The sequence below is a fragment of the Streptomyces cinnamoneus genome, from assembly GCF_014650495.1.
GTDB classification, from domain to species: Bacteria; Actinomycetota; Actinomycetes; order Streptomycetales; family Streptomycetaceae; genus Streptomyces; species Streptomyces cinnamoneus.
Genome location: NZ_BMVB01000004.1, coordinates 276,228 through 294,677, shown reverse-complemented (window position 1 = coordinate 294,677; position 18,450 = coordinate 276,228). Strand labels below are relative to the sequence as shown.

20 protein-coding genes are annotated in these 18,450 nt (G+C 71.7%); 2 read left to right on the top strand and 18 right to left on the bottom strand.

The window, feature by feature from the left end:
* Positions 1-76: 76 nt before the first annotated feature.
* Positions 77-646 carry a bifunctional pyr operon transcriptional regulator/uracil phosphoribosyltransferase PyrR gene (pyrR, locus tag IE182_RS08385; RefSeq protein ID WP_190109025.1) on the bottom strand — a complete coding sequence of 190 codons (570 nt, stop codon included), beginning with the start codon at positions 644-646 and terminating at the stop codon, positions 77-79.
* A 235-nt stretch (positions 647-881) separates the two neighbouring features.
* On the opposite strand from pyrR, the gene bldD reads away from it, so the two are divergent.
* Positions 882-1,382 (top strand): transcriptional regulator BldD, encoded by a 501-nt coding sequence (gene bldD / locus IE182_RS08380; protein ID WP_004948690.1) that lies wholly within the window; start codon positions 882-884, stop codon positions 1,380-1,382.
* Positions 1,383-1,491: 109 nt separating this feature from the next.
* On the opposite strand, the gene nusB is transcribed toward bldD, so the two are convergent.
* From nusB to rpsD, 15 genes are all read right to left on the bottom strand, one after another.
* On the bottom strand, positions 1,492-1,926 hold the full coding sequence (nusB, locus tag IE182_RS08375; protein ID WP_190109024.1) for a transcription antitermination factor NusB: 435 nt from the start codon (positions 1,924-1,926) through the stop codon (positions 1,492-1,494).
* Between the two features lie 2 nt (positions 1,927-1,928).
* The gene (efp, locus tag IE182_RS08370; RefSeq protein ID WP_190109023.1) at positions 1,929-2,495 is read right to left on the bottom strand and encodes an elongation factor P; all 567 of its coding nucleotides are present in this window, start codon (positions 2,493-2,495) and stop codon (positions 1,929-1,931) included.
* Positions 2,496-2,550: 55 nt separating this feature from the next.
* Positions 2,551-3,657: an aminopeptidase P family protein gene (locus IE182_RS08365; RefSeq protein ID WP_190109022.1), complete on the bottom strand. Its 1,107-nt coding sequence runs from the start codon at positions 3,655-3,657 to the stop codon at positions 2,551-2,553.
* Between the two features lie 59 nt (positions 3,658-3,716).
* Positions 3,717-4,394, bottom strand: a complete 678-nt coding sequence (locus IE182_RS08360) for an AAA family ATPase (protein WP_373303521.1) — start codon at positions 4,392-4,394, stop codon at positions 3,717-3,719.
* A 216-nt stretch (positions 4,395-4,610) separates the two neighbouring features.
* Positions 4,611-5,063 carry a type II 3-dehydroquinate dehydratase gene (gene aroQ / locus IE182_RS08355; RefSeq protein WP_190109021.1) on the bottom strand — a complete coding sequence of 151 codons (453 nt, stop codon included), beginning with the start codon at positions 5,061-5,063 and terminating at the stop codon, positions 4,611-4,613.
* Positions 5,060-6,151 carry a 3-dehydroquinate synthase gene (aroB, locus tag IE182_RS08350; RefSeq protein WP_190109020.1) on the bottom strand — a complete coding sequence of 364 codons (1,092 nt, stop codon included), beginning with the start codon at positions 6,149-6,151 and terminating at the stop codon, positions 5,060-5,062. Before aroB ends, aroQ begins: the two co-directional genes overlap by 4 nt.
* 7 nt (positions 6,152-6,158) lie before the next feature.
* The gene (locus IE182_RS08345) at positions 6,159-6,695 is read right to left on the bottom strand and encodes a shikimate kinase (protein ID WP_190109019.1); all 537 of its coding nucleotides are present in this window, start codon (positions 6,693-6,695) and stop codon (positions 6,159-6,161) included.
* Positions 6,692-7,876, bottom strand: a complete 1,185-nt coding sequence (gene aroC / locus IE182_RS08340; protein ID WP_190109018.1) for a chorismate synthase — start codon at positions 7,874-7,876, stop codon at positions 6,692-6,694. Before aroC ends, IE182_RS08345 begins: the two co-directional genes overlap by 4 nt.
* 152 nt (positions 7,877-8,028) lie before the next feature.
* Positions 8,029-8,871 (bottom strand): shikimate dehydrogenase, encoded by an 843-nt coding sequence (locus IE182_RS08335; protein WP_190109017.1) that lies wholly within the window; start codon positions 8,869-8,871, stop codon positions 8,029-8,031.
* Positions 8,868-10,490, bottom strand: coding sequence for an endolytic transglycosylase MltG (gene mltG / locus IE182_RS08330; RefSeq protein WP_190109016.1), 1,623 nt, complete (start codon positions 10,488-10,490; stop codon positions 8,868-8,870). The genes IE182_RS08335 and mltG overlap by 4 nt, the downstream gene beginning before the upstream one ends.
* Positions 10,491-10,616: 126 nt before the next feature.
* Positions 10,617-11,087 carry a Holliday junction resolvase RuvX gene (ruvX, locus tag IE182_RS08325; RefSeq protein WP_190109165.1) on the bottom strand — a complete coding sequence of 157 codons (471 nt, stop codon included), beginning with the start codon at positions 11,085-11,087 and terminating at the stop codon, positions 10,617-10,619.
* Positions 11,084-13,753, bottom strand: a complete 2,670-nt coding sequence (alaS, locus tag IE182_RS08320; RefSeq protein WP_190109015.1) for an alanine--tRNA ligase — start codon at positions 13,751-13,753, stop codon at positions 11,084-11,086. Before alaS ends, ruvX begins: the two co-directional genes overlap by 4 nt.
* Positions 13,753-14,082 (bottom strand): hypothetical protein, encoded by a 330-nt coding sequence (locus tag IE182_RS08315; RefSeq protein ID WP_190109014.1) that lies wholly within the window; start codon positions 14,080-14,082, stop codon positions 13,753-13,755. Before IE182_RS08315 ends, alaS begins: the two co-directional genes overlap by 1 nt.
* A gap of 8 nt (positions 14,083-14,090) precedes the next feature.
* A complete protein-coding gene (locus IE182_RS08310; protein WP_190109013.1) occupies positions 14,091-14,537 on the bottom strand; it encodes a DUF948 domain-containing protein in 447 nt (148 codons plus the stop codon).
* Between the two features lie 234 nt (positions 14,538-14,771).
* Complete coding sequence (rpsD, locus tag IE182_RS08305; RefSeq protein WP_190109012.1) at positions 14,772-15,386, bottom strand: 30S ribosomal protein S4; 615 nt, start codon at positions 15,384-15,386, stop codon at positions 14,772-14,774.
* 188 nt (positions 15,387-15,574) lie between these two features.
* Here rpsD and IE182_RS08300 point away from each other — a divergent pair, with 188 nt between their 5' ends.
* On the top strand, positions 15,575-16,291 hold the full coding sequence (locus tag IE182_RS08300) for a DUF2470 domain-containing protein (RefSeq protein ID WP_190109011.1): 717 nt from the start codon (positions 15,575-15,577) through the stop codon (positions 16,289-16,291).
* A 39-nt stretch (positions 16,292-16,330) separates the two neighbouring features.
* Here the strand turns inward: IE182_RS08300 and IE182_RS08295 are convergent, their stop codons facing one another.
* On the bottom strand, positions 16,331-17,680 hold the full coding sequence (locus IE182_RS08295) for a replication-associated recombination protein A (RefSeq protein ID WP_190109010.1): 1,350 nt from the start codon (positions 17,678-17,680) through the stop codon (positions 16,331-16,333).
* Between the two features lie 114 nt (positions 17,681-17,794).
* The gene (locus IE182_RS08290; protein ID WP_190109009.1) at positions 17,795-18,445 is read right to left on the bottom strand and encodes a vitamin K epoxide reductase family protein; all 651 of its coding nucleotides are present in this window, start codon (positions 18,443-18,445) and stop codon (positions 17,795-17,797) included.
* Between the last annotated feature and the right edge of the window lie 5 nt (positions 18,446-18,450).

Sequence of the window (18,450 nt, the reverse complement as noted above, 5' to 3'; positions counted from 1 at the left end):
GGGTAAGGAGGTGTGCGGGGGTGTGGCCGGGCATGCGGCGGCACGGGCCCGGGATCACCGGGTCCGTGGAGGGGTGCTACTGCCCGTCGGCCGGGGCGGTCGCGCCCGCGCCGAGGAGCACGCTGTCGCGGCCGTCCTCCTCGGTGAGCTGGACCTTGACCGTCTCCCGCAGCGACGTGGGGAGGTTCTTGCCGACGTAGTCGGCGCGGATCGGGAGTTCGCGGTGGCCGCGGTCGACGAGGACCGCGAGCTGGACGGCGCGGGGGCGCCCGATGTCGTTCAGGGCGTCCAGCGCGGCACGGATGGTGCGGCCGGAGAAGAGCACGTCGTCGACGAGGACCACCAGGCGGCCGTCGATGCCCTCACCGGGGATCTCGGTGCGGGCCAGGGCGCGCGCCGGGCGCAGCCGCAGGTCGTCGCGGTACATGGTGATGTCGAGGGAGCCCACCGGGGTCTTGGTGCCGGTGATGTCCTCAAGCTTGGCGGCCAGCCGGCCAGCGAGGAAGACGCCGCGGGTGGGAATGCCGAGGAGTACGACGTCGTCGGCGCCCTTGGCGCGTTCGACGATCTCGTGCGCGATACGGGTCAGAACCCGGGCGATGTCCGGTGCTTCCAGCACGGGACGCGCAGCAGGAATTGCGTCCATACGAAACGGACCCCCTTCTCCGCCTCACGGGACGGACTTTAAAGGACGTCGGATTTACATGTTTCACCGTACCAGGGCCGCCGGTGAACTCTTACCCCCCACCCCTGACGGCCCAGGGTATGGCCCATTCGGCTTGACGAACCGAGATTACGCTGCGTAACCTCACAGTGAGTTACCAGACACGCGGCAGTCGAGAAGACGCCGCCGCACGTCGATACAGCGTCCGGGGAGCTTTATGTCCAGCGAATACGCCAAACAGCTCGGGGCCAAGCTCCGCGCCATCCGCACCCAGCAGGGCCTCTCCCTCCATGGCGTCGAGGAGAAGTCCCAGGGGCGCTGGAAGGCCGTGGTAGTGGGTTCGTACGAGCGCGGCGACCGTGCCGTGACCGTGCAGCGCCTGGCCGAGCTGGCCGACTTCTACGGTGTGCCCGTGCAGGAGCTGCTGCCCGGCACCACGCCCGGCGGCGCCGCCGAGCCCCCGCCGAAGCTGGTCCTGGACCTGGAGCGTCTCGCCCACGTCCCGGCCGAGAAGGCGGGCCCCCTCCAGCGCTATGCCGCCACCATCCAGAGCCAGCGCGGCGACTACAACGGCAAGGTGCTCTCGATCCGCCAGGACGACCTGCGCACCCTCGCCGTGATCTACGACCAGTCGCCGTCGGTGCTCACCGAGCAGCTGATCAGCTGGGGCGTGCTCGACGCGGACGCGCGCCGCGCCGTGCAGCACGAAGACGCCTGACGGCCGGTTGCGAGCACCGCTTTCACCGTCATGAAAACCGCCGGGGGGCGGGGAAACCGAATGGTTTCCCCGCCCCCCGGCGGTTTGTCGTCTAACCGGCTTCCCGGGCCTACCGGCCCTCGCGTCGCAGGCTCGGCTTGAGCTCCTTGAAGCGGCCGAGCAGGCCGTTGACGAAGGCGGGCGAGTCGTCGGTGGAGAACTCCTTGGCGAGCTGCACCGCCTCGTCGATCGCCACGGCGTCCGGGGTCTCGTCCTCCCAGATCAGCTCGTACGCGCCGAGCCGGACGATGCTGCGGTCCGCGGCCGGCATCCGGTCGAGGTCCCAGTCGATCGCATAGGTGGCGATCAGCTCGTCGATCCGGGCCGCGCGCTCGGCGTAGCCCTCGACCAGCTGCATCGTGTACGGGTTGACCGGCGGCTGGCGCTCGTCCGTCCGGGCGTGCCGGATCCAGTCCGCGAGGACGTTCTGCACGGAGCTGCCGCGCTGGTCGGCCTCGAAGAGGATCTGGAAGGCGCGCTTACGGGCCTTACTACGGGCGGACACGGTTAGCTGTTCACCCGACCGAGGTAATCACCGGTGCGAGTGTCGACCTTGATCTTCTCACCCGTGGTGATGAAGAGCGGGACCTGGATCTCGTAGCCCGTCTCGAGCTTCGCGGGCTTGGTGCCGCCGGTGGAGCGGTCGCCCTGGACACCCGGGTCGGTGTGCTCGATGGTCAGCTCGACGGCGGCCGGCAGCTCGACGTAGAGGACGCTGCCCTCGTTCTGCGCGACGACGGCCTCGAAGCCCTCGAGCAGGAAGTTGGCGGCGTCACCGACGGTCTTGCGGTCGATGTGCAGCTGGTCGTACGTGTCCATGTCCATGAACACGAAGTACTCGCCGTCCATGTACGAGAACTGCATACCGCGCTTGTCGACGTTGGCCGTCTCGACCTTCACGCCGGCGTTGAAGGTCTTGTCGACCACCTTGCCGGAAAGCACGTTCTTCAGCTTCGTACGGACGAAGGCGGGGCCCTTGCCGGGCTTGACGTGCTGGAACTCGACGACGGACCAGAGCTGGCCCCCGTCGAGCTTGAGCACCATGCCGTTCTTGAGGTCGTTCGTGGATGCCACGGTTGCGGTATCTCCTGGACTGCGACTTGGTGGAACCAAAAGGCGGTGCGCCGGCCTACAGCGCGAGCAGCTCTTTGGTCGTAATGGTGAGTAGCTCGGGTCCGCCGTCCGCCTCGGGGCGGACGACGAGCGTGTCATCGATCCGGACGCCGCCCCGCCCCGGGAGGTGGACTCCCGGATCTACGGTGACCGGCACGCAAGCGTCCAGTTTACCCATGGCCGAGGGCGCAAGCCTCGGGTCCTCGTCGTTTTCGAGTCCGACGCCGTGTCCGATGCGCGGTCCGACCCGTTCGCCGTGGCCCGCGGCCTCCAGCACGAGCCGTGCCGCGCGGTCGACGTCACGGTACGCGGCCCCGGGCTGCAGCGCCTCACGACCCGCCCGCTGAGCGGCGAAGACCTGCTCGTACAGCTCGATCTGCCAGTCCGCGGGAGAGGAGCCGATGACGAAGGTGCGGGCGATCTCGCTGCGGTAGCCGCGGTAGTCGGCGCCCAGGCAGACGCTGAGGAAATCGCCCTCCTCGACCCGCCGGTCGGTCGGCACGTGGCCGGCCAGTCCCGAGTTCGGCCCGGCGCCCACGGAGGTGGGGAAGGCCGCCCCCTGTGCCCCGTGGTCGATCAGGCGGCGCTCCAGTTCGAGGGCGAGGTGCCGTTCGGTCCGGCCGACGAGTATCGACTCCAGCAGCTCGCCGAGGGCCTGGTCGGCGATCTCCGCGGCGATCCGCAGGGACGAGATCTCCTCGTCGTCCTTGACGATCCGCTGCTGCTCCACGGCCGTGCCGAGGTCGCTCAGCCGCACCCGGGGCACGACGGAGCCCACGGCACGGTGCCGGGCCACGGTCAGGTGGTGCTCCTCGACCGCCAGCGAGCACGCCCCGGCCTCGGCGGCGCGCCCGGCACCGGCGACGGCCGGATCGCCCTCCGGCGACAGGACGAGCACGCCGAGGTCGTCGGCGGGACGGCTGGCGCCCGTGGCGTCCGCGAAGGGGTCCGTGGTGCACACCAGCACGTCCCGGTCGGGCCCGAGGAGCAGCACGGCCCCGGCGGGGGCGCCGCCCGACAGGTAGCGCACGTTGGCCGCGCCGGAGACCAGCGCTGCGTCGCTGCCGCCCGCCTCGCACCGCTCGCGCAGCCGCGAGCGTCGTGCCGCGTACACCTCGGACATGCCTCCGAGCGTACGTTCGGCGGCGCGTTCCGGCCTTTCCAACGCCTCCGACCGGGCGGTTACCGCCCGGTCAGCGAGCGGGCGACGACCTCGTCCAGCAGCCGGGCGGTGGTGGCGACGTCCTGCTGGGAGTTGTCGATGATCGGCAGGCCGGAGCCGTACCAGCCGGCCATGCGGCCGTGGATCCGGGCGACCTCCTCGTCGCTGAGGCGGCGGTTGCCGGTGCGCTCGGCGTTGCGCTCCAGGACGACCTCCAGGCCCGGCAGGAGGACGACGGGCAGCAGGCCGGGGCCCACGTGCCGCTTCCAGCCGCCGAGGCCGACGACGGGCCGGTCGGGGAAGACGGCGTCGTCGAGGATGCAGGAGATGCCGTTGGCGAGGAAGTTGCGCGCGGCGAAGCCGCAGGTGCGGCGGGCCAGGCGGTACTGGGCCTCGGAGTGGTCGTTCCACCCGGACTGCGGGTCGGCGAAGCCGGACCGCACCCACTCGCGGACGTCGTCGAGGCTGACGTGGGCGGTGGGCACGCGGCGGGTGTCCGCCCAGTGCCGGGCGACGGTGGTCTTGCCGGCCCCGGCCGGGCCGATCAGCAGCACGGCGACGGCCGCGGTCGCGGCGGCCTCGGCCACGGCCTGGGCCGCTCCCGCCGACGGGAAGTGCCCGGTGGCCTCCGGGCCCGGCGGGGGCGGCGGCACGGCCGGCATCGGGGGGTGCGGTGGCGGCCCCACGGGGTACTGCATCCGGTGGCACTCCGTCTCGTACGGGCTTCCCGAAACCGGGGCTCCGCCGGACCCCGGTCCTCGCACGCCGGACGGGCTGAATGTCAGCCCGTCCGGCGTGCGAGGACACCGCGCGTCAGCGGGGTCCGGGGTCCGGGGGCTTGCCCCCGGTTTCGGGAAGGGGCGGGTCAGGGGAAAGAGTAAGCTCTCCGGTCCCCCACCGTGGGAACGGCCCCGTCAGCCCGTCAGTTCCTCCGCCAGCGCCCGCAGCGCCAGCCGGTACGAACCGATGCCGAAGCCCGCCACCGTCCCGCTCGCCACCGCCGCGATGACGGAGGTGTGGCGGAACTCCTCCCGCGCGTACGGGTTGGAGATGTGCACCTCGATCAGCGGGGCGGTCCGCTGGGCGGCCGCGTCCCGCATGGCGTACGAGTAGTGCGTGAACGCCCCGGGGTTGATGACCACGGGCAGCGCGCCGTCGGCGGCCTCGTGCAGCCAGCGCACCAGCTCGCCCTCGTCGTTGGTCTCGCGGACCTCGACGTCGAAGCCGAGCTCCGCGCCCAGCGTCGTGCACGCCTCGACCAGGCCCTTGTAGGAGGTCGAGCCGTAGACGTCGGGCTCGCGGGAGCCGAGCCGGCCGAGGTTGGGGCCGTTCAGCACCAGGACGCGACGGGCACCCGTGCCGCTCACGCCGCGATCTCCGCGTGCGCGGCGAGCAGCATCGCCGGGTCCGGGCCCTCCAGGACCGTCGGCTTGGCGAGGCCGTCGAGGACGATGAAGCGCAGCCGGTCGCCACGGGTCTTCTTGTCGACCTTCATCGTCTCCAGCAGCTTGGGCCACTGGTCACCGCGGTAGGTGACGGGCAGGCCCACGGCGGTGAGGACCTCGCGGTGCCGGTCGGCGGTGGCGTCGTCGAGGCGGCCGGCGATCCGGCCGAGCTCGGCGGCGAAGACCATGCCGACGGAGACGGCGGCGCCGTGCCGCCAGTTGTAGCGCTCGTTCTTCTCGATGGCGTGGGCGAGCGTGTGGCCGTAGTTGAGGATCTCGCGCAGGCCCGACTCCTTGAGGTCGGAGGAGACGACCTCGGCCTTGACGCGGATGGCGCGCTCGATCAGCTCGGCGGTGTGCGGGCCGGACGGCGTGCGGGCCGCCTCGGGGTCGGCCTCGATCAGCTCCAGGATGGCGGGGTCGGCGATGAAACCGGCCTTGATGATCTCGGCGAGGCCGCTGACGTAGTCGTGGACCGGCAGCGACTCCAGCGCCGCGAGGTCGCACAGCACGCCGGCCGGCGGGTGGAAGGCGCCGACGAGGTTCTTGCCCTCGGCGGTGTTGATGCCGGTCTTGCCGCCGACGGCCGCGTCGACCATGCCGAGCACGGTGGTGGGCACGGCGATCCAGCGGACCCCGCGCAGCCAGGTGGCGGCCACGAAGCCGGCCACGTCCGTGGTGGCGCCGCCGCCCACGCCGACGATGACGTCGGTGCGGGTGAAGTTGGTCTGGCCCAGCGCCTTCCAGCAGTAGGCGGCGACCTCGACGGTCTTGGACTCCTCGGCGTTCGGGAGCTGGATCGCGATGGCCTCGTAGCCCTGGGCGGCGAGGTCCTCGCGCAGCACCTCGCCGGTCTCGGCGAGGGCCTCCGGGTGCAGGACGGCCACGCGCTTGGCCTGGGGGCCGATGAGGCCGGGCAGCTCGCCCAGCAGCTGGCGCCCGACCAGGACCTCGTACGGCGCGGTGCCCGCGCTGCCGGCGACCTGGATGCGGGTGGGGGCGTCGGTCATGCGTTCCTCACTGCGTGGTGTCCGGTGTGGGGGCCGCGGGCAGCCCGAGGGCCTCCATGACGGCGTCGGCGACCTGGGCCGGGGTGCGGCCGCCGGTGCCGACGACGGCACGGGCGACCTCGGTGTAGAGCGGGCGGCGCGCTTCCATCAGCTCGCGCCAGCGCTTGCGGGGGTTGACGGCGAGGAGCGGGCGCGGGGCGTCCAGGCCCACGCGGTGGACGGCGTCGGCGAGCTCGACGTCGAGGAAGACCACGGGCAGGCCGGTGATCAGCGCGCGGGTGCCGGCGTCCATGACGGCGCCGCCGCCGAGGGCGAGCACCCCGGGGTGCTCGGCCACGGCGGTGCGCACGGCCGCGCGCTCCAGCTCGCGGAAGTGCGGCTCGCCCTCGTCCAGGAAGATCTCCGGGATGGGCTTGCCGGCCGTCCGCTCGATGTCGGCGTCGGTGTCCCGGTAGCCGGTGCCCAGCCGCTCCGCGAGCAGGGCACCGATGGTGGACTTGCCCGCTCCGGGCGGGCCCACCAGGACGGCTACGGGGGGTGTCACTTGATGGCCAGGTTGTCGAGGTAGCCCTGGACGTTGCGACGGGTCTCGGGGACGCTGTCGCCGCCGAACTTCTCCACGACCGCGTCCGCGAGGACCAGTGCCACCATCGCTTCGGCGACGATGCCGGCGGCCGGCACCGCGCACACGTCGGAGCGCTGGTGGTGGGCCTGGGCGGCCTCGCCGGTGGTCACGTCCACCGTCGCCAGGGCGCGCGGCACGGTCGCGATCGGCTTCATGGCGGCCCGCACGCGCAGCAGCTCGCCGGTGGTCAGGCCGCCCTCCGTGCCGCCTGAGCGGCCCGACGTGCGGCGGATGCCGTCCTCGGTCGCCACGATCTCGTCGTGCGCCTGGGAGCCGGGGACGCGGGCGAGGTCGAAGCCGTCGCCGAGCTCGACGCCCTTGATGGCCTGAATGCCCATCAGGGCGGCGGCCAGGCGGGCGTCCAGGCGGCGGTCCCAGTGGACGTGCGAGCCCAGGCCGACGGGCACGCCGTAGGCGAGGACCTCGACGACGCCGCCGAGGGTGTCACCGTCCTTGTGGGCCTGGTCGATCTCGGCGACCATCGCCGCGCTCGCGTCGGCGTCCAGGCAGCGCACCGGGTCGGCGTCGAGCCGCTCGACGTCGGAGGGCTTGGGCAGGACGCCGTAGGGGGCCTTGGCCGAGGCCAGCTCCACGACGTGCGAGACGATCTCGATGCCGGCCGTCTCCTTGAGGAAGGAGCGGGCAACGGCGCCGAGGGCGACACGGGCGGCGGTCTCGCGGGCGGAGGCACGCTCCAGGACGGGCCGGGCCTCGTCGAATCCGTACTTCTGCATGCCCGCCAGGTCCGCGTGGCCGGGGCGCGGCCGGGTCAGCGGGGCGTTGCGAGCCAGTTCCGCCAGCTCGGCGGGGTCCACGGGGTCGGCCGCCATGACCTGCTCCCACTTGGGCCACTCGGTGTTGCCCACCATGACCGCGACCGGGGAACCCATGGTCAGGCCGTGCCGGACGCCGCCGAGGAAGGTGACCTCGTCGCGCTCGAACTTCATGCGCGCGCCGCGTCCATAGCCGAGGCGCCGCCGGGCCAGGTGGTCGGCCACCATGTCCGTGGTGATCGGCACGCCGGCGGGAAGACCCTCCAGCGTCGCCACCAGGGCAGGACCATGGGACTCTCCGGCCGTCAGCCAGCGCAACCTGCTCAACGGGACTCCTCTGCTCGCGCGCTCACGATCATGCAGCGGCGTGGTCGGGTGCGCGGCCCTGGCCCGCCACCCCCGATCCTCCCATGTCCCGTGGGCTTTTCCGGCCGCCGGTCCAGCCTGTGGACCGACGGCCTCACGTTGCGGACAGTGCGTCAGTGGGTGCGCGCGGCCAGCGCGGCCTCGCCGGCGGCGCGCATGGCGGCCAGCGGGGCGGGGGCGCGGCCGGTCATCTGCTCGACCTGGAGCACCGCCTGGTGCACCAGGAGGTCCAGTCCGCCCAGGACCGTGCCGCCGCGGCGCGCCCAGGCGGCGGCCAGCGGCGTCGGCCACGGTTCGTAGAGGACGTCGAACAGGGTGCCGGGGCGTTCGGGGACGGCGTCCGCCAGGGCGTCCGTGGCGCCGGCCGGGGTGGTGGCGACGACCAGCGGGGCGGCGAGGGCCTCGGCGGCCTTCGACCAGTCGGCGGTCCGGACGGCCACCCCGAGCCGCTCGCCCCACTGCCGCATCTCCGCGGCACGCTCGGCGCTGCGCACGTACGCGGTGACCTCGCCGGTGCAGATCCTGGCGAGGGCGGCGAGCGCCGAGGAGGCGGTGGCTCCGGCGCCCAGGACGGCGGCGCTCTCCACCTTCTCGACGCCGCGCTCGCGCAGCGCGGCCGCGATGCCCGGGATGTCGGTGTTGTCACCGAGGCGGCGTCCGTCGTCGGTGAGTACGACGGTGTTGACGGCCTCGACGGACCGGGCGGTGGGGCTGACGGAGTCCAGCAGCGGGATCACGGCGCGCTTGAGCGGCATGGTGAGGGACAGCCCGGCCCAGGAGGCGTCCAGACCGTCCAGGAAGGCGGGCAGCGCGGCCTCGTCCACCTCGAAGCGGTCGTACGTCCACTCCCCCAGGCCCAGCTCCGCATAGGCGGCGCGGTGCAGGACCGGGGAGAGCGAGTGGGCGATCGGGGAACCGAGCACGGCCGCGCGGCGGCGCTCCACCGGCTCGCTCATGACGTCTTCCGGCTCTTGTTGAACTCGTCCACGAGCTTCTGGTGCTCCTGCAGGTTCTTGGTGAAGGTCGTCTTCTCGTTGATGGAGACGAAGAAGTACCAGTCACCCGGCTCGGGGTCCATCGCCGCCCTGAGCGCTTCCGCGCCCGGGTTGCCGATGGGGCCGGGCGGCAGGCCCTTGTAGAAGTACGTGTTGTACGGGTGGTCGTACTTCCGGAGCTCTTGGGGGTTGAGGTCGAGCTTGCTCTGGTTCTTGGCGTAGTTGGCCGTCGAGTCGAATTCGAGCTTGCCGTTCGTCTGGGTGTTGGTGGGCTTGAGCCGGTTGTAGATGACCCGGGACATCTTGCGGAAGTCGTCGTGGGTCATGCCCTCGGCGTTGACCAGGCTCGCCACGGTGATCAGCTGGAGCGGGGTCTTCAGACCGAGCTCGCGGGCCTTGCCCTCCAGGTCCTGCTTGGCGTAGTTCTCCTTGGCCCGGGCGACCATCTGCTTGAGGATGGCCTCCGGCTTGGTGCCCTTGCCCGCGCTGTACTGCGAGGGGTAGAGGAAGCCCTCCAGCGGGTCCCTGATCTTGGGGTCGGAGTTCGCCCACTCGGGCAGCCCGAGCTCCTTGGCCTGCTTCTCGGCGACGTCCTTGGTCGTGCCCGCCGCCAGGCCGAGCTTCTCGTCGATGGCGGCGTAGATCTGGACGGCCCGCCGCCCCTCGGCGATGGTCAGGAAGTTGGCGGTGTTGGTCATCATCTCGACCGCCGCCGCGCCCGACATCTCCTTGCGCAGGGTGTAGGTGCCGGCCTGGATGGACTTGCCCTTGGGGTTCTTGCCCGCGGCCTCGGTGAAGGCGCCGACGCTCTTGATCACGCCGGCCTTCTGCAGGACCTCGCCCATCTTGGTGAGGCTGGAGTTCTTGGGGATCTCGACCTGGACCTCGCCGGAGCCCTGGCCCTCGTAGTCGGGCGCGGCGCCGTAGTGGGTCTGCCAGTAGTCGTAGGCGAGGTAGCCGCCTCCGCCCACGACGCCGACGAGCAGGGCGGCGACCACCAGGCAGGCGGTGCCACTGCGGCGCTTGTTCTTCTTCTCGCGGCCCTTGCCCTTGCCGCGCCGGTCCCGGCGGCCGCCCTCCTCGCGGGGGGCCGGCTCGTCGTCGTCGGCCGGGGCCGCGGGCGGGGCGTCCACGGGGTCGAGGTCGTCGAAGAGGGAGATCTTCTCCTCGACGGGATGCGCGGGCGCCGGCGCCGGACGGACCTGCTCGTGCTGCCCGGTGGTCTGCTCGCCCACGTACGGGGCCTGCTGCTGCGGGTAGCCGGTGGTGCCGGTGTCGTACTCGTAGTACTCCGACGGGCCGCCGCCCGCGTACGTGCCGGAGGGCTGCCCGGTGTAGCCGGCTCCCTGGTCGGCCGCGCCGTACGGACCGGGACCCCCCGCGTTCTGCGAGGGATCCCAGCCGTACTGCTGCTGCCCGGCCTGGCCGGGATAGGGCTGCTGCTGGCCGTAGGGGGGCTGCGGCTGGTGCTGCGACTGCTGCTGCGGCGCGTACTGCTGCCCGGTGTACCCCTGGTCCCCGTACAGAGGGTCCTCGGGATGCCACGGTTGGGAGCCGGAACCCCGGCCGTACTCAGTCATCTATCCCCTAGCGCCGCACAGCGGCAGCCGTTGGGCGCCCGGTGAGGCGCACACGTCCGATGTCTGGTCCTGCCCGGAGCACATTCGAACAGCTGCCATGTCGCGCGGAACGTTACCGTATTGCGATCAGATGACCACTTCGACGGCCTCACCCGGCGGGCGACCGGAGATCTTCTCGATCTCCAGGGCATTCTGCAGGATCACCACGGCGGCAGCCTGATCGACCACCGACCGGCCCTTCTTCGAGCTGACGCCGGAGGCGCGCAGCCCCTGGGCCGCCGTGACCGTCGTCATACGCTCGTCGACGAGCCGGACCGGCACCGGGGCGACCCGCCGGGCCATTTCCCTGGCGAACGTGCGGACCTTGGCCGCGGCCGGCCCCTCTCCCCCCTTGAGGGAGCGGGGCAGACCGACGACGACCTCGACCGGCTCGTACTCCGCGACGATCGCCGCGAGCCGCTTGTGGGCCTGCGGGATGTCGCGTCCGGGCACGGTCTCGACCGGGGTGGCGAGGATCCCGTCGGGGTCGCACGTGGCGACCCCGATCCGGGCGTCCCCGACGTCCACGGCAATGCGCCTGCCTCGTCGCACGGTCAGGCCGCTTCCGCCACGAGGCGCTCGACGGCGGCCATGGCCTCGTCGACGGCCTCGGGGTTCTGGCCACCGCCCTGGGCGACGTCCGGCTTGCCGCCGCCACCGCCGCCGAGGGTCTTGGCCGCGGCGCGGACCAGGTCGCCGGCCTTGAGGCCGCGCTCGCGGGCGGCCTCGTTGGTGGCGATCACGGTCAGCGGACGGCCGCCCGCCACGGTGAACAGGGCCACGACGGCCGCGCGGCCGCCCTGGATGCGGCCCCGGACGTCCAGGACGAGCTTGCGCAGGTCGTCGGCGCCGGTGCCGTCCGGCACCCGGCCGACGGCCAGCGCCACGCCGTGCACGTCCTTGGCGCCCTCGGCCAGGCCCGCGGCGGCCTGCAGGACCTTCTCGGCGCGGAAGCGCTCGATCTCCTTCTCGGCGTCCTTGAGCTTGGCGAGCATGCCGGAGATCTTCTCCGGGAGCTCCTCCGGACGGCCCTTGACCAGCTCGGTGAGCTGGGCGACGACCGTGTGCTCCTTGGCCAGGAAGTTGTAGGCGTCGGCGCCGACGAGGGCCTCGACCCGGCGCACGCCGGAGCCGATCGAGGACTCGCCGAGCAGCTTCACCAGACCCAGCTGGGCGGTGTTGGCGACGTGCGTACCGCCGCACAGCTCCTTGGAGAAGTCACCGATGGTCACGACGCGCACGCGCTCGCCGTACTTCTCGCCGAACTCGGCGATGGCACCGGCCTTCTTGGCCTCGTCCAGGCTCATGACCTCGGCGTGGACGTCGAGCTCGTGCGAGAGGACCTCGTTGATGCGCTGCTCGACGTCGGTGAGGACCGAGCCGGGCACGGCGGCCGGCGAGCCGAAGTCGAAGCGGAAGCGGCCCGGGGAGTTCTCCGAACCGGCCTGGGCGGCCGTCGGGCCCAGGGCGTCGCGCAGCGCCTGGTGGGTGAGGTGGGTGGCGCTGTGGGCGCGGGCGATGGCCCGGCGGCGCCGGACGTCGATCACGGCGTAGGCGGAGGCGCCCACGGTGACCTCGCCGACCTGGACGACGCCCTTGTGGACGTTGACGCCCGGGACGGGCTTCTGGACGTCGCGGACCTCGATCACGGCGCCGTTGTCGAGCTTGATGCGGCCCTGGTCGGCGAGCTGGCCGCCGCCCTCGGCGTAGAACGGGGTGCGGTCCAGGACGACCTCGACCTCGTCGCCCTCGGAGGCGGCGGGCGAGGGCACGCCGTCGACGAGCAGGCCGACGACGGTGGACTCGTTCTCGGTGAGGGTGTAGCCGGTGAACTCGGTCTCGCCGACGGTGTCGGCCACCTCGCGGTAGGCGGACAGGTCCGCGTGGCCGGTCTTCTTGGCCTTGGCGTCGGCCTTGGCGCGGTCCCGCTGCTCCTTCATCAGGCGGCGGAAGCCGTCCTCGTCCACGGACAGGCCCTGCTCGGCGGCCATCTCCAGGGTGAGGTCGATCGGGAAGCCCCAGGTGTCGTGGAGCAGGAACGCCTTGTCGCCGGCCAGGACCGTGCCGCCGGCGGCCTTGGTCTCGGTGACGGCGGTGTCGAGGATGTTGGTGCCGCCCTTGAGGGCCTTGAGGAAGGCGGCCTCCTCGGCGAGCGCGACCGTCTCGATGCGCCCCCGGTCGCTCAGCAGCTCCGGGTACTGCTGGCCCATCGTGCGGATGACGACGTCGAGCAGCTCGGCGACGACCGGGCCGGTCGCGCCGAGCAGGCGCATGTTGCGGATGGCACGGCGCATGATGCGGCGCAGCACGTAGCCGCGGCCCTCGTTGCCGGGGGTGACGCCGTCACCGATGAGCATGGTGGACGTGCGCATGTGGTCGGCGACCACGCGCAGGGCGACGTCGGTGCCCTGGGCAGCGCCGTAGCGGACGCCGGTGAGCTCGGTGGCCTTGTCGATCACGACGCGCAGGGTGTCGGTCTCGTACATGTTCTGCACGCCCTGCAGGATCATCGCAAGGCGTTCCAGGCCGAGGCCGGTGTCGATGTTCTGGCTGGGCAGGTCGCCGAGGATCGGGAAGTCCTCCTTGCCCTCGCCGGCGCCGCGCTCGTACTGCATGAAGACCAGGTTCCAGATCTCCACGTAGCGCTCGTCGTTGACGGCCGGGCCACCCTCGATGCCGAACTCGGGGCCACGGTCGTAGTTGATCTCGGAGCACGGTCCGCACGGGCCGGGGACGCCCATGGACCAGTAGTTCTCCTTCTTGCCCAGGCGCTGGATGCGCTGGGCCGGCACGCCGACCACGTCGCGCCAGATGCGCTCGGCCTCGTCGTCGTCGAGGTAGACGGTGATCCAGAGCTTCTCCGGCTCCAGGCCGTAGCCGCCGTCCGCCACGGGAGTCGTCAGCAGCTCCCAGGCGTACTTGATGGCGCCTTCCTTGAAGTAATCGCCGAAGGAGAAGTTGCCGCACATCTGGAAGAACGTGCCGTGGCGGGTGGTCTTGCCGACCTCCTCGATGTCCGGGGTGCGGACGCACTTCTGCACGCTCGTGGCGCGCGGGAAGGGCGGCTTGACCTCGCCGAGGAAGTAGGGCTTGAACGGGACCATGCCCGCGGGGACCAGCAGCAGCGTCGGGTCGTCCGCGATGAGCGACGCCGACGGCACGACGGTGTGCCCACGCTCCTCGAAGAAGCGCAGCCAGCGCCTGCGGATTTCAGCCGACTCCATCAGTGGTCCTCTTTCCGGGTGAGCGAGTTGTAGGTGTGCTGCTGTTCGAGAGCGATGAGACGGCGCTGCTCGGGAAGTGCACGGTGGTCGGGCTCGGGCGGCGCGGCGTTCAGGCCGAGCGCGTCCTTGAGCGCCGCCTCGCGGTGCGCCATGCCCTCGCGCACGTCGAGCGCGAAGAGCTTGACCTTGCGGCCCGCGATGACGGCGCGGTCGGCCGCCTGCAGGGCCAGGCTCTCGGGGGTGAGCTTGGCGAGCTTGCGGTTGACCTTGGTGGTGGCCCAGACACCGGCTGCTACACCAGTGGTGAACCAGAACGTGCGGCGGAACATTTCTGGGGTCAACCCTTCTTGCGGGTGCGGCGGCTGCCGCGCCGGGCGGACGGCAGGTCCTGGCCGGCGGCCCTGCCCACGAAGACGGTGCCGCTGCCGCGCGCGGGCTCGGCCTTGCGGCCCATGGCACGCCGCACGCCGTAGCCGAACGCGGCCACCTTGACCAGCGGGCCGCCGAAGGCGGTCGAGACGGTGGAGGACAGCGCGGAGGCGTTCGCGGTGACCTCCTGGACGTCGGCGGCGATCGAGTCGACGCGCGCCAGCTGGGTGTTGGCCGAGCGGACGGTCGCGGATGCCTCGGCCAGCAGCGGTACGGCCTGCTCGGAGACCTCGGCGACCAGCCGGGTGGCGGCCTTCAGGGTCTGCGCCAGGCGCACCAGCACGAGGGCGATGAAGGACACGAGGATCGCCCAGAAGACGGCCACGAGGATCCCGGCCACCTCTCCACCGGACACGCTGCACCGCTCCCTAGCTGTAGCAATTTCTCTGAACGTCGGGTACTGACCTTATCGCGCCGGGCCTCGGCGCCCGTACCGCATTACCGGTCCGTACGTGCACGAATGTACGGAGATTCACCCGGCCCCCGGGAACGCGCAAGCCCGCCGGCTCGCCGGCCGTGAAGGCCGGGAGACGACGGGCTGTGCAGAAGGAGAGCGGTACTGCTCGTCCGGCTGTCGGGAGGTCCCGGATCAGCGGGCGTAGTACTCGACGACGAGCTGCTCGTCGCAGATGACCGGGATCTCCTTGCGGTTCGGGTCACGGTCCAGGCGGAACGCCAGCGCGGCCAGGTTGACCTGGAGGTAGCGCGGGGTCTCGCCCTCGGCGGCGAAGCCACCGGCGCGGGCCGTCTCGAAGAGGGCCTTGCTGCGGCTGCGCTCGCGGACCATCACGACGTCGTTCGGGCGAACGCGGAAGGACGGCTTGTCGACCTTGCCACCGTTGACCTCGATGTGGCCGTGGACGACCATCTGACGGGCCTGGTAGATGGTGCGGGCGATGCCCGAACGCAGGACCAGGGCGTCGAGGCGACGCTCAAGCTCGATGACCAGGGCCTCGCCGGTCTTGCCCTCGGCCTTCTTGGCGCGGTCGTAGGCGCGGGCCATCTGGCGCTCGCTGATGTCGTACTGGGCGCGCAGACGCTGCTTCTCGAGCAGACGGACCTTGTAGTCCGAGTTCTGCTTGCGGCCACGGCCGTGCTCGCCCGGCGGGTAGGGGCGGGCCTCGAAGTACTTGACGGCCTTCGGCGTCAGCGCAATGCCGAGCGCACGGGACTTCTTGACCTTGGGACGCGACTGGTTAGGCACGTTCTCCAGACCTCCGTTGTAAGTTAGGTTAGGCTTACCTTACTCAAGGAGATCGCATGTCTCGTCCGGGGAACACCAGTCACATCACGGACAGCACGAAGGAGGCCGACGCTACTGATGGCGTCGACGCGACGGAGGTCCGATCAGATCGTGGTCAGCCGCGTCCCAGCGGACTTGAAATCGCACGGATGCCGTCAGCAGCCGAGCGCACACGAACTCTCGTACAGAGTACATGCTCGGCGGTGCTGCTGATCCCGGGGCTGTCCGGCACCTACCCGGACCAGCTCATGCCCGACGCCCGGACCGTGGGTCCGGACGGCGAGGTCTTCCTCGTGCTGCCCGCCGATTCCCCGGCCGTACGGGCCGCCACCCACGCCCAGGACGACGAGCTGGCCGCCGTGCTGGAGCTCACGGACGTGGCCCCGGTCTCCGTGCCCAACCGTATCCGCGGCCGCGCCTGGCTGCACGGCTGGCTCACCTGCGTCCCGGGGGTGGCCGAGGCGGGGAAGATGCTGCTGCGGCTGGAGCTGGGCGAGGCGAGCGTCGACGATCTGTGGGGCGCGGACGGCGTCGAGCCGGAGCAGTTCGCCAAGGCACTCGCCGACCCGCTGGCCACCCATGAGGCGGAGCTGCTGCAGCACCTGCACTCCGGCCACGGCGACCAGGTGCGCGGCCTGTGCACGCTGCTGGGCGAGCGCGAGGAAGCGGCCCGAGACGCCTACGCCGCGGCGGTGCCGGTGGCACTGGACCGCTTCGGGATGCGCGTGCGCTTCACCCGCCGGCACGGCGGGGGCACGGCGGCGGACCGCTCCTTCGACGCACGCTTCGAGTTCCCCCAGCCGGTGCGCGACGTGATGGAGCTGCGCACGGAGATGCACCGCCTCTTCGAGGCCGCGGGGTTCTGAAGCGGTGTCCTCCTTCTCCCCCGGCCACCGCCGGGGGAGTCACTCGCCCCGCAGCCGGGCGCGGACGCGCTCCACGACGTCCGCATAGCGCGCTTCGGCCCCGTGCCGGGTGGGCTCGTAGTACACCTTCCCGTGCACGGAGTCGGGCGCGTACTGCTGCGCGGTGATGCCGCCCGGCTCGTCGTGGGGGTAGACGTACCCCTGCCCGTGCCCCAGCTTCTGCGCGCCCTTGTAGTGGCTGTCCCGCAGGTGCACCGGCACCGGCCCGGCCAGGCCCGCCCGCACGTCCGCCAGCGCCGCGTCGATCGCGAGGTAGGCGGCGTTGGACTTCGGGGCCAGCGCCAGCGCCACGGCGACCTGGCTCAGCGTGATCCGCGCCTCGGGGAAGCCGATCATCGCCACGGCCTGGGCCCCGGCGACCGCCGTCTGCAGCGCCGTGGGGTCGGCCAGCCCGATGTCCTCGCTCGCCGAGATCATCAGCCGGCGCGCGATGAACCGCGGGTCCTCCCCCGCCTCGATCATGCGGGCCAGGTAGTGCAGCGTCGCGTCCACGTCGGAGCCGCGGATGGACTTGATGAGGGCGCTGGCGACGTCGTAGTGCTGGTCGCCGTCGCGGTCGTACTTCACCGCGGCCCGGTCGACGGCGCCCTCCAGCGTCTCCAGGGTGATCTCGTCCTCGCCCTTGGCGATGGCCGAGCCCGCCCCCGCCTCCAGCGCCGTCAGCGCGCGCCGGGCGTCGCCGCCCGCGATGCGCAGCAGATGGGCCTCGGCCTCCTCGGGGAGGGTGACGGCGCCGCCGAGCCCACGCTCGTCGGTGAGGGCGCGCCGGATCAGGGCACGCAGGTCGTCGTCGGTGAGCGCCTGCAGCGTCAGCAGCAGCGAGCGCGAGAGCAGCGGGGAGATGATCGAGAAGTACGGGTTCTCCGTGGTGGCCGCGATGAGGGTGACCCAGCGGTTCTCCACGGCGGGCAGCAGGGAGTCCTGCTGGGCCTTGCTGAAGCGGTGGATCTCGTCCAGGAAGAGGACGGTCTCCTTGCCGTACCCGCCGGAGGCCCGGCGGGCGCCGTCGATGACGGCCCGCACCTCCTTGACGCCCGCCGTGATCGCGGACAGCTCGACGAAGCGCTTGTTGGTGGCCTGGCTGACCACGTAGGCCAGCGTCGTCTTGCCGATGCCGGGCGGGCCCCAGAGGATCACCGAGGACGGGCCGGCGGGACCGCCGCTGCCCTCCCCCACCAGCCGGCGCAGGGGTGAGCCCGGCTTGAGCAGGTGTCCCTGCCCGACGACCTCGTCGAGGGTGCGGGGGCGCATGCGGACGGCCAGGGGGCTGCTCGCCGGGTCCTTCTCCTGGCGGTCCTCTGCGGCTGCGGTGAACAGGTCGGGTTCCACGCCCGAAACCCTATGCCACCCCTCCCCCAGCTACCGCTGGGCGGTGCCCCCAGACAACGCCGCCGGACCGAGGGGTCCGGCGGCGTTGGTCGAGCCAGGTGCGTACGGGGCCGGTCAGGCCGTGCCGCCCGTCCAGAACCACCACCACTTGGTGAGGATCAGCATCCCGATGACACCGATCCACAGCACCGGTACCACCCAGTGGAACTCCAGGATTCCCCGCTTGAGCCCCTCGGGGGCCGGGATGAAGCCGTGGCGGAGGTTCTGCACGGTGACGTACCAGAACATCACGATGGTGGCGACCCAGGCCAGGCAGCACCACAGGCACAGCGAGCCGATGACGTACAGCGACTGGTACTGCAGCCACGTGACGAAGCCGACGCCGAAGAGGCAGCCGGCCTCCATGCCGAGCCAGTACCAGCGGCGGTAGCGGGCACCGGCGAGCAGGCCCATGCCGACGGCGATGATCACGCCGTAGGCGACCAGCCCGAGCATCGGATTGGGGAAGCCGAACGCCTTGGCCTGCTCGCTCGACATGATGTTGCCGCACGAGACGATGGGGTTCAGGCTGCAGCCCGGCACGAAGTTCGGGTCTTCGAGCAGCTTGAACTTGTCGAGCGTGATGACCCAGGACGCCAGCAGTCCCATCGCCCCGGTGATCACCAGCAGCAGGGCGAACCCGCGGCCGGCGCCCACCGCACCGGTGGACGGACCGTCCCGCTCCACGCCGTCGGTGTCGGAGCGGTCAAGAGCCGAAGTCGTCATAGCGC

Bases quoted from the DNA above. Each gene is read 5' to 3' on its own strand.
- pyrR (WP_190109025.1), bottom strand. From the start codon at position 646: ATGGACGCAATTCCTGCTGCGCGTCCCGTGCTGGAAGCACCGGACATC.
- bldD (WP_004948690.1), top strand. From the start codon at position 882: ATGTCCAGCGAATACGCCAAACAGCTCGGGGCCAAGCTCCGCGCCATC.
- IE182_RS08365 (WP_190109022.1), bottom strand. From the start codon at position 3,657: ATGTCCGAGGTGTACGCGGCACGACGCTCGCGGCTGCGCGAGCGGTGC.
- IE182_RS08360 (WP_373303521.1), bottom strand. From the start codon at position 4,394: ATGCAGTACCCCGTGGGGCCGCCACCGCACCCCCCGATGCCGGCCGTG.
- aroB (WP_190109020.1), bottom strand. From the start codon at position 6,151: ATGACCGACGCCCCCACCCGCATCCAGGTCGCCGGCAGCGCGGGCACC.
- IE182_RS08335 (WP_190109017.1), bottom strand. From the start codon at position 8,871: ATGAGCGAGCCGGTGGAGCGCCGCCGCGCGGCCGTGCTCGGTTCCCCG.
- mltG (WP_190109016.1), bottom strand. From the start codon at position 10,490: ATGACTGAGTACGGCCGGGGTTCCGGCTCCCAACCGTGGCATCCCGAG.
- alaS (WP_190109015.1), bottom strand. From the start codon at position 13,753: ATGGAGTCGGCTGAAATCCGCAGGCGCTGGCTGCGCTTCTTCGAGGAG.
- IE182_RS08315 (WP_190109014.1), bottom strand. From the start codon at position 14,082: ATGTTCCGCCGCACGTTCTGGTTCACCACTGGTGTAGCAGCCGGTGTC.
- IE182_RS08300 (WP_190109011.1), top strand. From the start codon at position 15,575: ATGCCGTCAGCAGCCGAGCGCACACGAACTCTCGTACAGAGTACATGC.
- IE182_RS08290 (WP_190109009.1), bottom strand. From the start codon at position 18,445: ATGACGACTTCGGCTCTTGACCGCTCCGACACCGACGGCGTGGAGCGG.